The sequence below is a fragment of the Pseudomonas sp. NPDC089758 genome (genome assembly GCF_044748705.1).
Classification (GTDB): Bacteria; Pseudomonadota; Gammaproteobacteria; order Pseudomonadales; family Pseudomonadaceae; genus Aquipseudomonas; species Aquipseudomonas putida_X.
This window is the reverse complement of record NZ_JBIVGN010000006.1, coordinates 90,087-109,698: the sequence shown is the minus strand read 5'-3', so window position 1 is coordinate 109,698 and position 19,612 is coordinate 90,087. Positions and strand designations below refer to the sequence as shown.

14 protein-coding genes and 4 pseudogenes are annotated in these 19,612 nt (G+C 59.3%); 11 read left to right on the top strand and 7 right to left on the bottom strand.

Annotation, left to right across the window (positions count from 1 at the left end; all coding sequences use genetic code 11):
* Positions 1-44: 44 nt before the first annotated feature.
* Entirely contained in the window at positions 45-2,000 is a 1,956-nt protein-coding gene (locus tag ACIPZH_RS10685) for a hypothetical protein (protein ID WP_400636148.1), read from the top strand.
* Positions 2,001-2,040: 40 nt separating this feature from the next.
* Here the strand turns inward: ACIPZH_RS10685 and ACIPZH_RS10680 are convergent, their stop codons facing one another.
* Entirely contained in the window at positions 2,041-2,361 is a 321-nt protein-coding gene (locus tag ACIPZH_RS10680) for a hypothetical protein (RefSeq protein WP_400636147.1), read from the bottom strand.
* A 60-nt stretch (positions 2,362-2,421) separates the two neighbouring features.
* Between ACIPZH_RS10680 and ACIPZH_RS10675 the strand changes: the two are divergent.
* Both ACIPZH_RS10675 and ACIPZH_RS10670 read left to right on the top strand, forming a co-directional pair.
* Positions 2,422-2,592 (top strand): annotated as a pseudogene (locus ACIPZH_RS10675) (IS30 family transposase); the annotation flags it as partial.
* A 167-nt stretch (positions 2,593-2,759) separates the two neighbouring features.
* Entirely contained in the window at positions 2,760-5,804 is a 3,045-nt protein-coding gene (locus ACIPZH_RS10670) for a beta strand repeat-containing protein (protein WP_400636146.1), read from the top strand.
* Positions 5,805-6,192: 388 nt separating this feature from the next.
* Here ACIPZH_RS10670 and ACIPZH_RS10665 read toward each other — a convergent pair.
* A pseudogene (locus ACIPZH_RS10665) lies at positions 6,193-6,971 on the bottom strand (MetQ/NlpA family ABC transporter substrate-binding protein).
* Positions 6,968-8,143 (bottom strand): annotated as a pseudogene (gene solA, locus ACIPZH_RS10660) (N-methyl-L-tryptophan oxidase). The pseudogenes ACIPZH_RS10665 and solA overlap by 4 nt, the downstream one beginning before the upstream one ends.
* 267 nt (positions 8,144-8,410) lie before the next feature.
* Here solA and ACIPZH_RS10655 point away from each other — a divergent pair.
* Positions 8,411-9,031, top strand: a pseudogene (locus ACIPZH_RS10655) (tyrosine-type recombinase/integrase).
* Positions 9,032-9,564: 533 nt separating this feature from the next.
* On the opposite strand, the gene ACIPZH_RS10650 reads toward ACIPZH_RS10655, so the two are convergent.
* Together ACIPZH_RS10650 and ACIPZH_RS10645 are read right to left on the bottom strand one after the other, a co-directional pair.
* A complete protein-coding gene (locus tag ACIPZH_RS10650) occupies positions 9,565-9,870 on the bottom strand; it encodes an NIPSNAP family protein (RefSeq protein WP_400636145.1) in 306 nt (101 codons plus the stop codon).
* Between the two features lie 215 nt (positions 9,871-10,085).
* Entirely contained in the window at positions 10,086-11,282 is a 1,197-nt protein-coding gene (locus ACIPZH_RS10645) for an MFS transporter (RefSeq protein WP_400636144.1), read from the bottom strand.
* 153 nt (positions 11,283-11,435) lie between these two features.
* Here ACIPZH_RS10645 and ACIPZH_RS10640 point away from each other — a divergent pair, with 153 nt between their 5' ends.
* Positions 11,436-12,335, top strand: coding sequence for a LysR family transcriptional regulator (locus ACIPZH_RS10640; RefSeq protein ID WP_400636143.1), 900 nt, complete (start codon positions 11,436-11,438; stop codon positions 12,333-12,335).
* Between the two features lie 771 nt (positions 12,336-13,106).
* Here ACIPZH_RS10640 and ACIPZH_RS10635 read toward each other — a convergent pair.
* A complete protein-coding gene (locus tag ACIPZH_RS10635) occupies positions 13,107-13,670 on the bottom strand; it encodes a TetR/AcrR family transcriptional regulator (RefSeq protein ID WP_400636142.1) in 564 nt (187 codons plus the stop codon).
* A gap of 147 nt (positions 13,671-13,817) precedes the next feature.
* On the opposite strand from ACIPZH_RS10635, the gene ACIPZH_RS10630 reads away from it, so the two are divergent.
* Complete coding sequence (locus tag ACIPZH_RS10630) at positions 13,818-14,528, top strand: glutathione S-transferase (RefSeq protein WP_400636141.1); 711 nt, start codon at positions 13,818-13,820, stop codon at positions 14,526-14,528.
* 235 nt (positions 14,529-14,763) lie between these two features.
* Here the strand turns inward: ACIPZH_RS10630 and ACIPZH_RS10625 are convergent, their stop codons facing one another.
* Positions 14,764-15,678 carry a LysR family transcriptional regulator gene (locus ACIPZH_RS10625; protein WP_241805268.1) on the bottom strand — a complete coding sequence of 305 codons (915 nt, stop codon included), beginning with the start codon at positions 15,676-15,678 and terminating at the stop codon, positions 14,764-14,766.
* Positions 15,679-15,771: 93 nt separating this feature from the next.
* Here ACIPZH_RS10625 and ACIPZH_RS10620 point away from each other — a divergent pair, with 93 nt between their 5' ends.
* Genes ACIPZH_RS10620 through aroE form a run of 5 tightly spaced genes read left to right on the top strand, consistent with a single transcriptional unit; the run spans position 15,772 to position 19,610 of the window.
* Entirely contained in the window at positions 15,772-16,719 is a 948-nt protein-coding gene (locus ACIPZH_RS10620; RefSeq protein WP_400636140.1) for a ketopantoate reductase family protein, read from the top strand.
* The gene (locus tag ACIPZH_RS10615) at positions 16,716-17,114 is read left to right on the top strand and encodes a VOC family protein (protein WP_400636139.1); all 399 of its coding nucleotides are present in this window, start codon (positions 16,716-16,718) and stop codon (positions 17,112-17,114) included. The genes ACIPZH_RS10620 and ACIPZH_RS10615 overlap by 4 nt, the downstream gene beginning before the upstream one ends.
* The gene (locus ACIPZH_RS10610; RefSeq protein ID WP_241805265.1) at positions 17,111-17,566 is read left to right on the top strand and encodes a MaoC family dehydratase; all 456 of its coding nucleotides are present in this window, start codon (positions 17,111-17,113) and stop codon (positions 17,564-17,566) included. The genes ACIPZH_RS10615 and ACIPZH_RS10610 overlap by 4 nt, the downstream gene beginning before the upstream one ends.
* Positions 17,563-18,795, top strand: coding sequence for a CaiB/BaiF CoA transferase family protein (locus tag ACIPZH_RS10605; protein WP_400636138.1), 1,233 nt, complete (start codon positions 17,563-17,565; stop codon positions 18,793-18,795). Before ACIPZH_RS10610 ends, ACIPZH_RS10605 begins: the two co-directional genes overlap by 4 nt.
* On the top strand, positions 18,792-19,610 hold the full coding sequence (gene aroE / locus ACIPZH_RS10600) for a shikimate dehydrogenase (RefSeq protein WP_400636137.1): 819 nt from the start codon (positions 18,792-18,794) through the stop codon (positions 19,608-19,610). The genes ACIPZH_RS10605 and aroE overlap by 4 nt, the downstream gene beginning before the upstream one ends.
* Positions 19,611-19,612 lie beyond the last annotated feature (2 nt).

The window sequence follows — 19,612 nt, the reverse complement described above, 5'->3', positions numbered from 1 at the left end:
AAGGAGCGAGCCCGCACCGCCACACTGCCAAGGAGGCAATCTGCATGAAACCGGTAAATGTCTGGAAGCACGCATTGTGCATTGCAGCAATCGGCTGCTGTGGTTCAAGCCACGGGGCAGCGTTACCACAGGGATGGCAGATCCACCCGCCTGCGGCCGAGGACCTCGAACGTGGGCTGCCGTCGGCTTTGCAATCGCAGGAATTGGCCAAAGACGGGCGCAGGGTTGCCAGTGTAGAAATCGTCGTGGACCTGCCGTACAGCCAAGTTATGCCGATAGTCGCTGCGGCCTTGAGGCGACTTGGCCCTGTGCAAGACGAGATTGCTCAACAACCGTTGTCGCGCCTGAGCGACGACTGGGGTGAGGTGCTGCTGTCGCGTCGACCCGACCTGGTGAAGGGCCTGGTCGATCAGGCCGTTCTACCCAGTTTGCAGCAGGATGTTCGCGACGGGGCGTTGGCGAGTTCCGAAATTCCCGCTCATATTGCCCGCATCGAAAGGACTTTACGCTTTCAATCAGGCAACGAGCGCATGGCGCCTTTGACGGAGCCCTACAAGCAGTGGCACGGTAGCGTGCGACGTACTCACGGTGCGTTTGGGCGCAGCACAAGCATTCTCGTTGCCAACGTGAAGCAAATTGACGCTATCTTTGGGCGGCCTGCCAGCGCAGTTTACTTGACGCGAGTCGACGAGTTTCCCAACCCCGAGGCCAACTTCATCGGTCGGCTAAGGGAGCTGGCCAAATTCGACATCTTCAGCCCTACCGCCCCAAATCGTTTGCATAGGCAAAACGTGCCCCAGGAACTGCTGAGCCCGGTCTACGACGCGTTGAGTGCACTGCCCAAGGCCAATCTGCAACTGGGAGCAAACCCGGAACAGTGGCGCGCTCCCGCAACACCAACCCCGCTGGTTGCCGAGCCCAAACTCACCTTGCCGGACAGCCATGCGAAGAAACTCCAGGCAGCGGCGATGTTCGCTGTGCGCAGCACGGACAAATTCACCGTGCTGGCCGATGACAGCGTCTTGCTGTTTCGCAACTATCCACGCGCACTCCTGCACTGGTCACCCGCCACAGGTGGCGAGCCGCGCGAGGTCTGGACGTCTGCGGGGAGCTACAGCAAGTCGCAATTGACCCGGGATATAATTGGTAATACCGCGTACTTGGCGCTGGAAGGTCTGGTGATTCGTTTTGACGCGAAAAGCACAATGCTGGCCGCACATACCGTGGCCTACGACACACACGACCGGCTTGGCTTCAAGTACATGGACTACTTGCATGACGGAAGTGGCGTACCGCTGACTTACCGCCATAACTCTCGCGGCACTCGGGATACTCTGGAGGTGTGGGAGCCTGCTGCACAACCCGCTGGCGATGGCAGCGTATGGACGTATACGCTGCGCTATGCCACCCCACGCCAGGACATGATGAAGGGGCCATCGCGGACCAACAGCCAGATCAAACCTGTACATTGGGACGGGTTGATGCCCACCGCATGGGTAGAAGACCTTTACGGGCTCACCGAAATCGACGGCAAAACTGGCCATGTGCTGCGCGTGGTGAAGCTGCCTCGGCGCTTTGGCGAGGTCGATTTACGCGATGACAGCGGCATGGCGCAATGGACGCCAGAGCCATTTGGCTCGGCCAAAGGCGGCTGGATTGCCGTCGGCTTCGTGTTGATGGAGGGCCAACGGCGCAAGCCTGGTCTGCATGTTGTCGACATCGTCAGTGGCAAGATTCGCTATTCGCTGACACTCCCGGGGCAGGACTCTCTGAGTACCGCAGTGGGCTCGCCCGACGGTCGACTGCTGGCAATGGGCACCGGCGGCCCTGAAGATGCGGTAGTGCTATGGAACCTGCAAAGTGGGCGGTCGCTGACACTGAAAACCGACGACGCCAAATGCAGTGGTCTTGCGCAACTGCAATGGAGCCTGTCAGGTAAACACCTTTGGGGGCGATGCTCGAACGGCCTGATTGCCTGGGATGTGCCAGGAAGTTGGTGAGCCTTGGTTTTCTCTGAGAATCGTCGCATTCGCGCAGTTATCAGGAGCGATGCCACAGGCCGGCACCGACCAAGGCAAAGCAGCCGGCTACCAAGAACGTCCACAGGTTCAGCCAGCCAAAAAACACAAACGTATCAGATAGGCCCGATGCGTCGCTGCCGCCTATCCCAGCGATGAGCATTCCTACCAACGGTGCAGTGATCAGGTAGAGCACGCCAAGAAAGAGAAGTCGCCGCCGCGTCAGAAAGGCCCGAAGGTCCTCGGTTCGCCGCTTCATGCGAACGATCTTGCACGGCAATGTGGCGAGTGACCCGATCGCGTATAACCCTATGCCAAGAACAACGATTGCTGTAGAGGACATGGTGCTTGTATCTCCTGAGGCTACCGTGGGGAGCGCTGGCTGCTATCGACCCATAGCGGTCAGTACCTGCCCAAGGGCACGAGCTTGTCTAGCCACAGCCAGAAGCAACTGGATGCTATCGCCTACGAATTGAATATCCGTCCGCGGCAGCGTTTCAATTGCAAGCGTCCAATCGAAATGATGACCGGGATGATGGCCAAGCATCATGAGAGCCCATCTTTAACTCAATGAGCGGGTGTTGCACTCAGCCTTTAAAACCGCCCGCTTTGTGAGGAGCTCAAGCACAGAGCGTTTTCTGCCGATATCAACACATTCGTTGTTCCCGAAAATTGCGCCGCAGTGACGTCTGATCGACACTTTGGCCTGTACCAGTTCACAAACAAGGCAAGGAAGATGTAATGGCAGTTATAAATGGGACAAGCGGGACGGATACCCTGATCGGTACGACCTCGGATGATGAGATCAATGCCCTGGGTGGCAATGATGTGATCAAGGGCAGTGGTGGGGCGGACAAGATCGATGGCGGCGCCGGCCTCGATACCGTTGATTACTCGTCTTCTGCAGAAGCGATCAACGTCGATATCCGCACCGGCACAGGCAAGGCCGGTATCGGGGGCGATGCGCAAGGTGACACCCTGACGAACATCGAAAAGGTGATCGGCACGGCATTCAACGATACGTTCAACAGCACCATCGGCGGCAATCTGGGTATCACCTTTGAAGGTGGCGCCGGTGACGACGTTTACACCGTCGCGACCACCGGAGTGAAAATCATCGAAGAAGACAACGGCGGTTATGACGAGCTGCTCAGCAGTGCCCCGACGGCCACCCTCGATCCATTCATCGAGAAACTGACCTACATCGGCACCGGCAGCTTCACCGGCACCGGCAACGCTCAGGACAACACGATAGTGGGCGGTGCGGGCAACGACACTCTCATCGGTGGCGGCGGTGCGGATCAACTGATTGGCGGCGCCGGTCTGGACACGGCCAGTTATCGCGACAGCACAGTCGGAGTCACGATCAACCTGAAAAACGGCGTAAACAGCGGGATCGCTGCAGGCGATACCTATACGGAAATCGAAGTGATCGGCGGTTCGGGTTACAACGACACCTTCGTTGCGGACGGCCGGGCGATCGGTTTCGACGGCGGTAATGGTTTTGATACAGTGGATTACTCGGGCTCGGCAGCCTCGATCAACGTCGACATCCGCAACGGCACAGGCAAGGCCGGTATCGGGGGCGATGCGCAAGGTGACACCCTGACGAACATCGAAAAGGTGATCGGCACGGCATTCAACGATACGTTCAACAGCACCATCGGCGGCAATCTGGGTATCACCTTTGAAGGTGGCGCCGGTGACGACGTTTACACCGTCGCGACCACCGGGGTGAAAATCATCGAAGAAGACAACGGCGGTTATGACGAGCTGCTCAGCAGTGCCCCGACGGCCACCCTCGATCCATTCATCGAGAAACTGACCTACATCGGCACCGGCAGCTTCACCGGCACCGGCAACGCTCAGGACAACACGATAGTGGGCGGTGCGGGCAACGACACTCTCATCGGTGGCGGCGGTGCGGATCAACTGATTGGCGGCGCCGGTCTGGACACGGCCAGTTATCGCGACAGCACAGCCGGAGTCACGATCAACCTGAAAAGCGGCGTAAACAGCGGGATCGCTGCAGGCGATACCTATACGGAAATCGAAGTGATCGGCGGTTCGGGTTACAACGACACCTTCGTTGCGGACGGCCGGGCGATCGGTTTCGACGGCGGTAATGGTTTTGATACCGTTGATTACTCGTCTTCTGCAGAAGCGATCAACGTCGATATCCGCACCGGCACAGGCAAGGCCGGTATCGGGGGCGATGCGCAAGGTGACACCCTGACGAACATCGAAAAGGTGATCGGCACGGCATTCAACGATACGTTCAACAGCACCATCGGCGGCAATCTGGGTATCACCTTTGAAGGTGGCGCCGGTGACGACGTTTACACAGTCGCGACCACCGGGGTGAAGATCATCGAAGAAGACAACGGCGGTTATGACGAGCTGCGCAGCAGTGCCCCGACGGCCACCCTCGATCCATTCATCGAGAAACTGACCTACATCGGCACCGGCAGCTTTACCGGCTACGGCAACGCTCAGGACAACGTCATCATCGGCGGTGCCGGCAACGATATTTTGAATGGCGGTGCCGGCGCGGATCAGTTCTTTGGTGGTGCGGGAACCGACATTGTCAGCTACGCGATTGATAGTCCGGTTGCCGTCACTATCAATCTGGTGACAGGTGTTCACTCAGGAATAGCGGCAGGTGACACCTATGTCGATATCGAAACCATTCGCGGCAGCAATCTGGGCGACATCTTTTATGCAGGCGCCTCTGCCATGAGGCTGGATGGTGCCGGCGGGCAGGATCTGGTGAGTTATGAGCTGGCCGGTGGTGCAGTCACCCTCGACTTGACCACCAATGCCAACTCGGGGGATGCCGCAGGCGATACCTTCACCAACATGGAGATTTTCCAAGGTAGCAACTTCAATGACACGTTGTCTGGATCGCGATTGGCTGATGTCTTCATTGGCGGTGCTGGCGCGGATGTCATCGACGGACGCGAAGGTCAGGACAGTGCCTGGTACATCACCAGTGCGACGGGCGTCACGATCAATTTGCAGACCGGCGTCAATCAGGGGGGCGATGCCGAGGGCGACGTACTGAGCAACATCGAGCGCGTGGTAGGCAGTCATTTCGATGACAGCCTGACGGGCGACGCCGGGGTCAATTACATCGAAGGCGGATTGGGCAACGATGTCATCTACGGTGGCGATGGCAACGATTACCTCTACGGCGGACTTGTTTCGCAGATCGGGCCTTTCAACCTCAATGGGTCGAGCGGCGGCGCGCAGGCTGACACCTTGTATGGCGGCAATGGCAACGACACGATCATCACCGTGGCCAACGATGAAGGCAGTCGAGCCTATGGCGAGGCCGGTGGCGACGTCATCACAGTTGTGCATGGCATGGCCGATGGTGGCGAGGGCAACGATCTGCTGACCGGTACCGGCTCAGGCTTCTCGCTGTTCGGCGCTGCGGGAGACGACCGGCTGGTGCTGCAGGGCGCAGGTTCTGCATTCGGTGGTGAAGGTGCCGACACCTATACCGTCAACACTCGGTCACTGGTGACGATTCTTGATGATGGTGCAAGTGGTGGCGACAAACTGACTCTGGCGAACATCAGCGCCTCGGAACTGCTGGTCGACCGTGTCGGCGATGATCTCTACCTGCACCGGTGGGATTTCGTCGCCGGCCAGACTCCGGAGGAGGGTGTACGCCTGAAGGACTGGTACGCCGGCTTCAATACCATCGAAGAGATCCAGACGGCGGATAACCAGATCATCATTCTGGCAGCCAACAGCGATGAGTTTGTCATGTTTGGCTGATCGTTGAATCAGACAGCTTCGCGCCCGCCACGGGAGTGAAGGTTTCACTTGAAGCCTGGGGGCTGACCTGGTTTGCATGAACCGGATCAGCCCCTTCCTTTTCCGTACTGGCCACCTCTCACCTCAAGCCACGGCTTGGGTATTTTTCGAACGGCTGCTGTGGGTCGATAGCCGCCGCTCACGAATGGCCACTTACGACCCAGAGCCGCCGGTGAAGTTGGCAGTGATTCTGTGGGAGCGGGCTTGCCCCGCGAAGAGGTCGGCCCATAAAATACAGTTGCCTGGCACGGGCTACCCCCGTGATCGCGGAACAAGGCCGCTCCCCCCAGCTCAGCGGCGGTTGTTCCAGGGCCGAATTAGTAATCGGTTTGCGATGTCAGTCAAGCGATCAGAACGCCGGAACCACATCGCCATGATAACGCTCAAGGATGAACTGCTTGACCTGAGGCGAGTTCAACAACGCACCAAGCTTCTGCACAGCTGGGTCACTGGCTTTGTCCCTGCGCACGTACAGGTAGTTGGCGTACGGCGATTCCGAGCTTTCGATGAACAGCGCGTCCTTGTGCGGCACCAGCTTGGCTTCCAGCGCGTAGTTGGCATTAATCAGCGCCATGTCCACCTGGCCCAGGACGCGTGGCAGCATGACCGCTTCAAGTTCCCTGAACTTCAGGCGCTTCGGGTTACTGGTGATGTCGGCGGCGGTTGCCATGATGTTGCTGGGGTCTTTCAGCGTGATCAGGCCCTGTTTGGCTATCAGCAGCAGTGCACGCCCGGAGTTGGTGGGGTCGTTGGGAATGGCAACGGTGGCGCCATCTTTCAGCTCGGCGACCGATTTGACCTTACTCGAGTAAGCGCCGAACGGCTCGATGTGAACGGCTAAATCGGTACCTGGTCGCTGCTCGGGCAGTCTTTCTTGTAGGCCTCGTAATACGGCTTGCTCTGGAAGTAGTTGGCATCCAACCGCCCCTCGTCAACCTGGCGATCCGGCTGGATATAGTCGGTGAATACCTTCACCTCCAGCTCAACGCCCTGCTTGGCCAACTCAGGTTTGAGGAACTCCAGAATCTCGGCGTGAGGCACGGGCACTACGGCAATCTTGAGCGTTTCGGCCTGTGCAGCACCGAGGGAGGCAGCCAGCAAGGCAAGGGAAAGGGCAATTCGCTTCACAGTTTTTTTCCTTCGAATCGTTCAAGGGTGAAAGAGGAAAGATCAAGGTCGGTAGTGCCGCGTGTACACCACTGTGCGAAGGCCTCGCCCAGGGCCGCCGAGTGTTTGAAACCGTGGCCAGAGCAGGCGGACACCACCAGGGTGTGCTTGAGTGTGGGGTGCTGATCTATGATGAAATGTCGGTCCGGGGTAACGGTATAGGCGCAAACGGCCGATTTGAGGACCTTGTTTGTGACCCCGGCAATACGGCCCAGCACCTGCTGCTGGTACATCTCGAGTTCTTCCTCGGCAGAAACCGTGCGGTCCAGCAGGTCCGGCTGCGAGACCGTGTGGTACTGGGCCGTGGCGATCTTCAGGCTGCCCTCGCCGGGCTGCGCAGGGAAGCCGTAAATGATTTTGTCGTCTCCCCGCCCATGGGTGAGGATGAACGTGGGCGACGCGCCCTCTAGGCCCGAGCCGTCTTGAAGCTCAAACCAGAACAGCTTCTGCCGGTAGACACTCAGCAACCGGTCAAAAGGCTCACCCAGCAACCCACCGGCTCAGTTTCCGGCGCTGAACACCAGCTTGCGGGCCTTCACCGTGCGCAGGTCGGTCGTGACAGTCACGCCTTGTTCATCCGAGCTGATCTGGGTAACCGTTTCGCCTGTGTGCAAGGTCGCGCCGTGCTGCACCGCCAAACGCAACTGCACCTCAATGCAACGCTCTGGGCGCACGAAGCCACCTCCCGGCTCGAAGTAACCGATAGCGTCGTCGTGTACGTTCGCGAATTGCGGGAAGCGCTGTCGGATCTGTTCGGCGTCGAGCACTTCGTGATCGATCCCGTAGGTCTGGGCCAACCCTATGGTGCGCAAGGTGAAGTCGGTTTTATCCTCGGGATCGAAGTCGGGGCTGGAAGTCAGGGCAAGCAAGCCGGACTGTTCGAACAAAGACTCGCCAGACTGCGCTTCCAGATCTCGCCAGATCTGCTGAGCCCGCTTCACGATAGGCACGTACTGCGCACCCTCGCCCACGGAGTGTCGGGTAATTCGCGTATCACCGTGGCTTGAGCCAAAGGTATGCGGGGGATGGAAGCGGTCGATGCCCACCACATCGACACCCGCCTTGGCCAACTGAAACGTGGTGGCGGCGCCCATGGCGCCCAGACCGATGACAACTACTTCACAGTGTTCCACGAACAGCGCTCGCTCAGAAAGGCGCTAGTTGAAAATATATGCTCTCATGCGACAAAGAATTTAAGGGTATATGGTTATTTCTTAATGCTTTGCTATTGCCTGGTAGCGCGTAACCAAACCAGGAACGGGGGCACGCTGCATAGGTTGCTCGACATTTGAAGGTCGAGAAAGACCGCTACGGCTTGCACAATGGCAGCTATGGGTCGGTTAGCGACCGTCCATCGCATCGAGTTCATCCTTGTCCTCCTCTAACGCGGAGGAGAACCCATGAAAACCGCTGCTATCTACACCCATCGCCCATGGAACAGGGGAAAGCTAGTCGGGCAGAAAGCCCCGCTCCGACTCAGAGATATCTGGGCCATCCGGGTAAGGCTCCAGATCGCGTAGAAATCCAGGGATCTGGCGTTGTTCAACTTGGCAATCGACAGCAAGCTGCGAGCCTACTACTTAACCAAGCTTCGTGTACGGGACGTAGCCCATGGAGAGCATGTGTCGTCACGAGCGATCGTGATGCAGCAGAAAACTCACCATCCAGTGCAATTTGAGATCACCGAGCAAACCCGTATGGCTTTGGAAGCCTGGATGCACCAGGCTCATCTCCGTAGCGAGGACTGTCTGTTTCCGAGTCGGCTACACGGTTCAGCTCATCTCTCCACTAAGTAATACGCTCGAATAGTGAAAGCCTGGGTGACAGCCATTGGCCTTGATCCAGCGCTGTACGGCACCCACACGCTGCGAAGAACAAAGGCGTCGTTGATCTATCGTAGAACCAAGAATCTGAGGGCAGTCCAACTCTTGCTTGGCCATACGAAGCTTGAAAGCACCGTCAGATATCTGGGGATTGAGGTCGACGATGCCTTGGAGATGGCAGAGCAGACGGAGGTCTGACCATCCAAAGCGACGGTCGAGGGCAGACCGTCGCTAACCGACCCATAGCGGGCTGTGGCGACTGACTGTAGATGCTACGATCCCACTTGAGATCTGCACAATCTGCAATTTATGAATTACTACGATGAAACCTGCTTTGCCAATATTTACCTAGAAGACAGCTACGTCCTTGCGATTGAGGAGGGCGTATCAACCTTGTCATTTGCGATGGAGTTGGTGCTGCTCGAATCACATCCACTCTATGTGAAACCAGCATCTGGGGAAGCGTACTATTATTGGAATGCATAGTAGATATATTCAGGATAGAAGGTGCCACTTACCACCTGAAAGGGGACTGGGGTTCGGTATCGGTTACCTGCGGCACAGTAGTGGTTGATTACGAAGGCAGTCCCCACACCTAAAACAATGTGCCGGATGATGGTAGATCGACCAAGGGCTGCGTCTGGCCGATTGCTGCCCTTCTCGAAAGGCCGAATGGGTCGAAAGCAGACCGGCACGACGGCCCGCCTATGGTCGGGACATTCCCGTATGCGTTACACAAGCAAAGGACGAAGGAAGCTTCTCTCGTAGCTCACGATGAACTTCAATTCGGACGCTTCCTCCACCAAACGCACGCACTCGGGATCGTGCGTTGCTTCCTGGCGATATCGTTCGTAGTCGGCAAGGCTTGCGAAACTGAACAGGCAATAGGCGACGTTGCTCGCTCCTTCAGCCGGCAGGAAATATCCATGGTGCTGGCCACCCATACGGGTTACAACCGTGAACCATGAGCGCGAATAGCGTTCGAAAGCATCGATCTGATAGGGGTCGATGATGTATCGGACATGGCAGGTAATCATGAAATCATTCCTTGATTTAAACGCCTGATTCTAGGGGTTCCGGCCCGTCGGTCAAGAGTGACCGCAACAACCTTGAGACTGTGCACAAGTTTGGGATTCTGTCGTCAATCCCGGCCATATCACTGGCAGCTACGGGTACAAAAGCTGCCGGTGACACTGGGCAGAATTGGCCAAAAAACCGACTGGTCTCCAGTGCTGGCTCATAGATCGTAAGCTTATCTCGGAGGCGCAGGAAAGCCATGATTTCTTGATGCCCATACAACAATAAGCGTTGCGACCAGCAAAACTAGCAGCGCAGGCGAGAACGCCGCCACGCCTAGGCGATCCAGTAGAACGCCGCCGATTATGCCGCCGCCCGCGATCGCCATATTCCAGGCGGTGACCAGCATTGACTGCGCAACGTCGGCCCCCTCGCCAGCGGTCTTGGCGATGGCGGTCTGGAACAGCGTTGCCGCGCCGCCGAAGGCCAGGCCCCAGGTGGCCACCGCAACATAAACCATGGTCGATGCATCAGCATCTACGCCGAGCGCCACCGCCGCCAGGCCGAACAAAGCCGTGATGGTGAGCGTCAACATGCGCAGATGACGGTCGATCAGCACGCCGATGATCCAGATACCCAGCAGGGACGTGACGCCGAACACCAGTAACACCAAGTCCGTGCGTTCGGCCATGCCCGCCGCCGCAAGGAACGGCGCAATGTAGGTGTACAAGATATTGTGCGCCAGCACGAAGACCAGCACCACGAAAAGCACCGGGCGCACACCGGCCACGGTGAACACACGACCCAGCGACAACCGCTTGCCCGCTACCTGCCCGGCGAAGTCCGGCACCTTGACGCGAACCCAGAGCATCAGCACCAGTGCTAATCCGCTCATGATGCCGAAGCACGTCCGCCAGCCCACCCAATTGCCTAGGAAGGTTCCAGCCGGCACGCCGAGTGAGAGCGCCAATGGCGTGCCGACCATCGCAATGGCGATAGCTCTGCCTTTCTGGTGTTCGGGTACCATGCGCGCTGCATAGCCGGCCAGCAGCGCCCAAAGCAGTCCGGCCGAGACGCCTGCCAGGAACCGTGCAACCATCGTCAGCACATAGTTGCAGGAAAACGTGGTCACGGTATTGGCAACCACGAAGCCGGCGATGGTCGCCAGCAGCAGCGGACGACGGCGCACGCCCTGCGTGGCGGCAGTCAAGGGGATCGCCGCGACCAGCGAGCCGATGGCATAGATGGTTACGAGCTGCCCGGCTAGAGCCTCGGATATTCCAAGGCCGGCGCTGATCTGAGGCAATAACCCGGCCGGCAAGGCTTCGGTCAGGATCGTGACGAAGCCAGCCACTGCCAGGGCCAGCAGTGATGCGATGGGAAAGCGTGCGCTTTGCGCGCCGAAGCCAAAAGTTGTAGTCGAAATTTCCATAGGCCTGCCTTTTCAAGTACCGGTGACGAGCGCAAATAGCACGGAATCGGGACGAAATGAATGTAGGCCGTTATGCTGAGAATATTTCCGATACAAGACAATAATGCTAATGTTCAGAACATATCGGACAAATATTCATAAATAGGCAACGCTTTGGAATCCCTCAACGGCATAGCTTTCTTTGTGCAGGCGGCAGAAACCCGCAGCTTTTCCGAGGCTGGGCGCAGCCTTGGGGTGTCCTCGTCGGCCGTAGGGAAAAGCGTGTCGCGGCTGGAAGATCGACTGGGCGTGCGTCTGTTTCATCGCAGCACGCGCAGCATCACGTTGACCGCCGAGGGCGCGCTGTTCCTCGAACGCTGTCGACGAATTCTGTGCGAAGTCGAGGCGGCCGAACTGGAACTCTCCGAAACCCAGCAAGCGCCAAAGGGGCGGCTGCGCATTAGTCTGCCCCTGGTCCAAACGCTGGTCATGCCCGCGCTGACTGCCTTCATGCACCGCTACCCGGCCATCGAGTTGGACATTGATTTCTCGGATCGCATGGTGGACGTGATCGAGGAAGGCTTCGACGTCGTTATGCGTACCGGCGAACCGACCGATTCGCGCCTCATGTCACGTTCGCTCGGAAGCTACCGGCTGCAACTTGTTGCCTCGCCCCGCTACCTGGCGAGCCGCAGGCCGCCCGAGGTTCCTACCGATCTGGCGCACCACGCCTGCTTGCAGCACAGGTTCCCCACTTCTGGGAAACTTGAGCCGTGGCCCTTGAAGCGCACTAAAGGCACGCCAGAATTCACAATGCCTGCCTCGATGATATGCAACACCTCTGCCGGGTTGATGGATATAGCATTAGCGGGCCTAGGCATCGCATGCCTACCGGACTTCATGGTGCGGCAGGCCATCGAACGAGGAGAGCTGGACTCTGTGTTGGACACATACATCGAACACCAAGGCACCTTCCGGTTGCTCTGGCCATCTAGCAAGCATCTTGCGCCTAAGCTTCGTGTTTTTATCGACTTTATGGTCGACGCGCTATTTGCGAAACAGGTCGTGGTGTAAGGAAAGACCGGGAGTACGAGCTGCTGTGCGAAAACGAGCTTACGCCTCTCCACAGTGTTCGCTTGTACGCCCTGTCTCCCGGATACTTCGATGGCAGCCTCTGGCCGTTAGCTGCCTTTTTGAAGGCAGCTATGGGTCGATAGTGGTCATTCACGTCTGAACAGTACGACCCAAGACTAACATTTGTGATCGGGGCCGCTTCGCGGCCCATCGCCGGCAAGCCCGGCTCCCACAGGTACTGCACAGGCCTGGAGACTGGTCATAGCTCTGTGGGAGGAAGTGCTTGGTAACTTGGTGCTTGCGCCTGGTACGCGATCCATCTGCCAGACCTGGAGCCTTTCAACGACCTGTCCGGCGATACCGTGCCCTAGGGCATGCAGCGCCTGGATTATGCTAATTTCGACCGTACGCTAGGTCACATCATGGGCATGTCTGTGCGTCGTCTGAAACTGGCGCAGTGCCATGGTTTGGCATGGTCGAGACCCTGTCGGCCCATGACCTGGCTAGATGGAAGTGTGAGCCTGGGGAGATCGATTCGATTTTCCGTTCGGTGCTCATTGAGCGGCCGCTTCGATTGACATAGGCTTTTCATGAGCATCGTAAATCTTGCTGTCACCACGTTGACGTTGTTGCCTAGTGACCGGCTTCAGGCACAGACAAAGTGCGCCCGAGGCATACCTGAAGGCGGAGAACCTCAACCAGCGATGCAGAAAACTCAATTGTTGGCCGCCGCTCGATCGGCTACAAGCGCAGGATGACTGTGTTGAGCAATCAAGCTGGAATCAATCCTGCTTCCTGGTAGCTCAACATCAGATCGTCAAATAGATTGATGTCTGCTGAAGTACGCGCAATGAGCTGCGCACCAGCAACCGCGGTGTAAATCGCGCGGGCACGACGCTCACAGGCTGGCCCAACGTCCCAACCAGCATCTGCTAGCACTTCGGCAAGCCATCTCACATTGATGTCCGCATATTTCCTGACTTCTTTGGATACTTGGTCAGGCAGATCTTCATATTCTGCGGCCATGAAGCTAGACAGGCAGAGCCGGTTGTGGTCCTTCAAAGATTTACGAAAGATGGAGGGATACAATTGCAAGCACTTGAGCGGATCATTGCCCGACGCCCGTATCTCTTCAAGCATCGCCAGCGTGTCTTGCCAATAGCGTTCTGCGACGGCAGCGCCTAAATCCGCTTTGCTTGCGAAGTGGTAGTAGATGCTTGCGTTTTTTATTCCGACCTCTTCGGCAATGCTTCGGAAATTGATACCGCTGTATCCATGAAGCTGTGCTGCGGATCTCGCCGCAGCCAAGATGGCCTCCCGGGCGTTTTCACTCACGACTTAATCCTCACCTTGCATTCAGAACCTGTGTGCTAGCCATTGTACTCATTGAAGGGTTGCCTGCCAATTGACAGGTAGGGTGTTGACATAGCGAAAAATCTGGCCCAGTCTTTACCTACCAACTGATAGGTAGGGGAATCCAGTATGACTTCTACACAGCAACGCGTTAGCGCTTCGACCATTTCCCCGATGAAAATCCATGACTGGTTCGATGGTCCGTACCCCGCTCGGGTACGCATCGCTCTGGCCGAAAAAGGACTGTTGCCGACTATTGAGTTCGTTTCGGTAAACCTGTGGACCGGCGAGCACAAGGAACCTGAGTTCCTTGCTATCAACTACTCCGGCACCCTCCCGGTACTTGAGCTACAGGATGGGACGTTGATCGCCGAATGCACCGCAATTACTCAGTATCTGGACAGCCTGGACGGCAAGCCGGTGCTAACAGGCGAGACGCCTCTAGAGAAGGGGTTGATCCATATGATGACCAAGCGTGCTGAAATCGAATTCCTTGATGCCGTGAGCGTCTATTTTCACCACGCCACTCCAGGCTTGGGCCCAAAGGTCGAGTTGTATCAGAACGCCGAGTGGGGCGCGAAAATGGGGGAGAAGGCGATCCGAGGTATGCGTTATTTCGACAATCTGCTCAAAGGTCAGCCGTACGTTGCCGGCAACAAGTTTTCCATGGCGGACATCGCCGTACTGGGCGGCATGATCTTCGCCTCGTTGGTAAAACTGCCGATACCAGAAGAGTGCGATGCGTTGCGGGCATGGCATGCCAAAATGCAGAAGCGCCCTAGCTATCAAACTTGGCGGGGACTGGTCGAGCAAGGCGCCTCTTCCAAACCTGTCGTGTAGCGCTGCTCGCAGCGTTCATGTCTATAGCCTCCATTTCGAGAGGCTTCAGAATGCTGTTGTGGGGGCCCCGCTTGCTGGCAATGGCCAGCAAGCGGCCCCGGTTACAAATGCCTGCATCGGGTTTAACGCAGTTCTTCGCGAGTGGCCGCTGACGACTGAACGTCGCCTTTAGCGAAGATGTGCTTGGCCAGAGCACACTGCTTGAACCACATGCGCGCTCTAAGTCGAAACAACGTCATGCCTGGCTTGCGGACTGAAACAATCCGCGAACGACTTCCCTCAACCACCGGTTTCCACTGTCCTGATGATATCGGGCATGCCAATGCTGTTTGACTGTGAACCCTTCAACTTCGAACGGGCAGTCATGGACCTGCAGCCCATGCATGTCGGCCAGTGTCCGGCCGATATGCCGCGGCAAGGTGGCGAGTAGATCGGTAGTCCCGATTATCATCCCTAAGCCGAGAAACGCCGGCAGCTCCAGCATGATTCGCCGTTCGATCCCGGCCCGCGCCAATCCCGCTTCCAGCAGCTTCTGCCCGGTGCCGAAACTGATCTGCACATGCCCCTCGGCCCGATACCGCTCCAGGCTCATGCCCTTGCCCAGGCGCGGATGCTGCGGGTTGCTCAGGCACACCCAGTCCTGCTCGAACAGCACCTGCTGATACATCCCCCCTCCCAGCCAGGGCACGAAGCCGATGGCCAGGTCCGCTTCGCCCGATTCCAGGGCACTCTCGGTATTGCCATCGATCCGCGCCGCCTCCAGGCGTATGCCCGGCGCATGCTTGCGCAAATGGTTGAGGATGCTGGGCAGCAAGGTGATGTGGCTGGCATCGCTGACACACAGGCGAAATCGCCGCTGCGCGGTGGCGGCGATGAACTGCGGCTCCCAGGCGGTCAGCCGACGTAGCGATTCCAGCACCTCGCGGCACGGCCCTATCAGCTGGTCGGCGCGGGGGGTCGGGGCCATGCCGCCCGGCGTGCGCACGAACAGTGGGTCGTTCAATTGTTCGCGCAGGCGCGCCAGCCAGATGCTGATGGTCGGCTGGCTCTGCCCCAACTGCTCGGCGGCGCGGGTCACGCTGCGGCAGTGGTACAGCACGTCGAATAGTTGCAGCAGCTTGGGCTCGGGCAGGGCCTCCAGGGTCGTCATTATTAACAATCTCAATAGGCTTATTGAGGTCATTGTATAGCGCAAATAATCCCCGCTGCATAAGGTGATTGCAAATCACAGGAGGTCTGCGACGTGAAAATCTGCATTCTGGGTGCCGGTGCACTGGGTTGCGCCATCGGTGCGGCCCTGAGCGAGGCAGGGCATGAAACCTGGCTGTTGAACCGCGGCCGCGCACACGTCGAGGCGATGAACCACGAGGGCCTGCGGGTTCAGGACGAGCGGGGCGAGCGCTATGTACCGGTCAACGCGGCCATCGAAGCCGAGGACGTCGGCGTGACCGACCTGGTGGTGGTGTTGGTGAAGTCGTTTCACACCGCCGAGGCCATCGCCGGTGCCGCCGCGCTGATCGGGCCGCAGACGCTGGTGCTGTCGCTGCAGAACGGCCTTGGCCACGAGGACATCCTGGCCGAGGCGGTGGGCCGCGAGCGGGTGCTTGCTGGCAAGACCTATGTCGGCGGCGTGCTGCTCGCCCCGGGCTCGATCAGCGCCGGTGTCGTCGGTAAACAAACCTTCATTGGCGAGCTCGACGGCCAGCTGACCCCGCGCGTGCAGGCCATCGCCGAAGCTTTCAACAACGCCGGGCTGGCCACCACGGTCAGTGACAACATCCTCGGCACCATGTGGGACAAGCTGCTGGTCAACGTCGCGACGGGCGCGTTGAGCGGCATCACCATGCTCAGCTATGGGCAGCTGTACAGCGAGCCGTTGCTGGAAAGCACGGCAAAGGCTGCCGTGGCCGAGGCCATCGCCGTTGCCGAACGGGCGGGCATTCGCCTGAGCCTGACCAGTCCCGAAGCGGCATGGACGCTGGCTGCCGAGGGCCTGCCGGCCAGCTTTCGTACCTCGATGCTGCAAAGCCTGGAAAAGGGCTCGATCACCGAAATCGATTTCATCAACGGCTCCGTCGTGCGCTGGGGCCAGCGCCATGGCGTTGCCACCCCCGTCAACGCGACCTTGGTGGCCTGTATCAAGGGCATCGAACGCGCGATGGCCGATCACCAGAAAAGGGACACTCCATGAGCCAGCCGAAAGCCTATCTCGAACACGTTGCCTTCTGGGTGCGGGACATTCAGTGGCATATCCGTTTTTTCAACGAAGTGTGCGGTATGACCATGCGGGAAGTGCAGGGCGACGTCGAGCAGCCGACGCAGTACTGGACGCTGGGCGGCCTGCAGTTCATTCACCAGCCTGACTTCGCCGGGCCGGAGGGTCGCATGGCGCGCCTGGGCATCATGTGCGAGGACCTGGAAGCCGCCCTGGCCACAGCCCAGCGCTTCGGTGTCAGCGAAATGCCTCAGGGCCGCAACTGGCTGCGCCTGCCCGACGGTTTGGCGGTTGAGTTCATCCAGGCCTCGCCGGCCAAATGCGTCGCCCAGGCACTGGCCATCGACCCGCGTGCGGAGGTATCGGCATGAGCGTAGTGGAAAAATTCTGGGACGATGCACGCGAAGGCGATGAATGCCTCAGCCCCACCTACACGGTAACTCGCGAGCGCATCCTGGCCTACGCCGACCTTACCGGCGACCACACCCCGGTCCATGTCGATGAGGCATACGCCAATGCCAGCCATTTCGGCTGCCTGGTCGCCCACGGCTTGTTCGGGTTGTCGATCGCCGACGGCCTGAAGACCCAATGTGAATACCGCTTCGTGCCGGGTATGTCGCTGGGCTGGACCTGGGATTTCGTGCTGCCGATCAAGGTCAACGATGTGCTGCATGTACGCATGCGCGTGGGGGCGATGCGTCCCAGCAAAAGCCGCCCGGGCTGGGGCATCGTGGTACTGCCGTCGGAACTGATCAACCAGAATGGCGAGGTCGTGCAGCGCGGCGAGCACCGCCTGATGGTGCCGAGGAGGGCAGACGCATGAGCCAGGCATTGCCATTGGCGGGTATCCGCGTCATCGACTACAGCCACTTCCTCGCCGGTCCTTATGTGGGGCGCTGCCTGGCGGCGCTGGGTGCCGAGGTGATCAAGGTCGAACGGCCGGGCAGCGGCGATGCCGGCCGCCAGCATGCGTTTACCCTGGATGATCAGCAGAGCGGCTACTTCCTGCAACTGAACATGGGCAAGCAGGGCGTCAGCGTCAATATGAAGGACCCGCGTGGCAAAGCCTTCATGCAACGCCTGACCGATTCGGCCGATGTGTTCATCGAAAACTATCGCCCCGGCGCTCTGGACAAGCTGGGCCTGGGTTACGCCGAGCTGTCGGCGCGCAACCCGGGTCTGGTGTACTGCTCGATTTCCGCCTACGGGCACACCGGGCCGGACGCCCACCGCGCCGGCTTCGGCCTGATCGCCGAGGCCAAGAGCGGGATCATGCAGATGGTTGGCGTGCCGGGTGAGGCGCCGCCGCTGCTGCGTATTTCCCTGGGCGACATGTACACCGGCATCCATGCGGTGGCGGCGATCAATGCCGCGCTGCTCGGCCGCGTGAGCAGTGGCCGTGGCCAGCACATCGACATGGCCCTGTACGACACCCTGGTGTCGATGCACGAATACGCGGTGCAGTGCTACACGCTGTCCGGTGGCACGGTATTGCCCCAGCAGACTGGCCACGACATGCCCACCTCGACCCTTTACGGCGTGTTCCGCGCCGCCGACGGCGACCTGGTGATCGCCGCCCAGGTCGACGATGCCTGGCGGCGCTTCGCGGCCATGCTCGAAGCCAACGGCGGCCCGCCCGGGTTCGGCAGCGACCAGCGCTACCACAGCCTCAACGGCCGCAACGCCCACCGCGAGGCGATCCTGGCGGTGGTCCGCGACTGGGTCGGCGCGCGTCGGGTGGCTGAGATTCTGGCGTTGCTCGATGCCATCGACATCCCCAGTGCCAAGGTCCAGCGCATCGACGAAGTGCTGGCCGACCCGCAGATCCAGGCACGCAACATGGTCATCGAGCAGCAGCATCCACGCTACGGCACGCTGCGCCTGCCCAACCTGCCGTTCCGCTTTTCCGACTGCGATACCACGATCCACCAAGTCGCCCCGGACCTTGGCCAGCACAACGCCGAAGTGGCTGCCGGGCTTGGCTTCAGCCCTGAAGAAATCGCCGTCCTGCAGGCGGATGGTGTGCTGTTTACCCACGGAGATGCACGATGAGCGACCGCTACGCAGTGATCGGCCGGCCGATCAACCACACCAAATCCCCGTTGATTCATGGCCTGTTCGCCCAGGTCAGCAACCAGCAGATGGAATACGGGGCTATCGAAGGCTCGCTGGATGACTTCGAAGCCCAGGTGCTGCAGTTTCGTAGTGAAGGCGGGAAGGGCATGAACATCACCGCCCCGTTCAAGCTGCGTGCCTTCGAACTGGCCAGCCAGCGCAGTGAGCGGGCGCAACTGGCACGGGCGGCCAATGCGCTGAAGTTCGAGGACGGCTGCATCATTGCCGAGAACTTCGATGGCATCGGTTTGCTGCGCGACATCGAGGAGAACCTTGGCGAGCCGCTGCGCAACCGCCGTGTGCTGCTGCTGGGCGCCGGCGGTGCGGTGCGCGGGGCGTTGCTGCCGTTCCTGCAGGCGGGGCCATGTGAGCTGGTGATCGCGAACCGTGACATGGCCAAGGCGCTGACGGTGCGTAACGAGCTCGATCACCCGCGTCTGCGCATCAGCCGCTACGAAGAGCTGGAAGGGCAATCGTTCGACATCGTGGTCAACGCCACCTCGGCGAGCCTGACCGCGGATTTACCGCCACTGCCGGCGGATGTGCTGGGCGAAGCGCGCATGGCCTATGAGCTGGCCTATGGCAAAGGCCTCACGCCGTTCCTGCGCCTGGCGCGCGAGCAGGGCCAGGCGCGCCTGGCCGATGGCGTCGGCATGTTGGTGGAGCAGGCCGCCGAGGCGTTCGCCTGGTGGCGCGGGGTGCGGCCCGACACACGTGCGGTGATCGATCAGCTGACGATTCCCCTGGAGTAGGT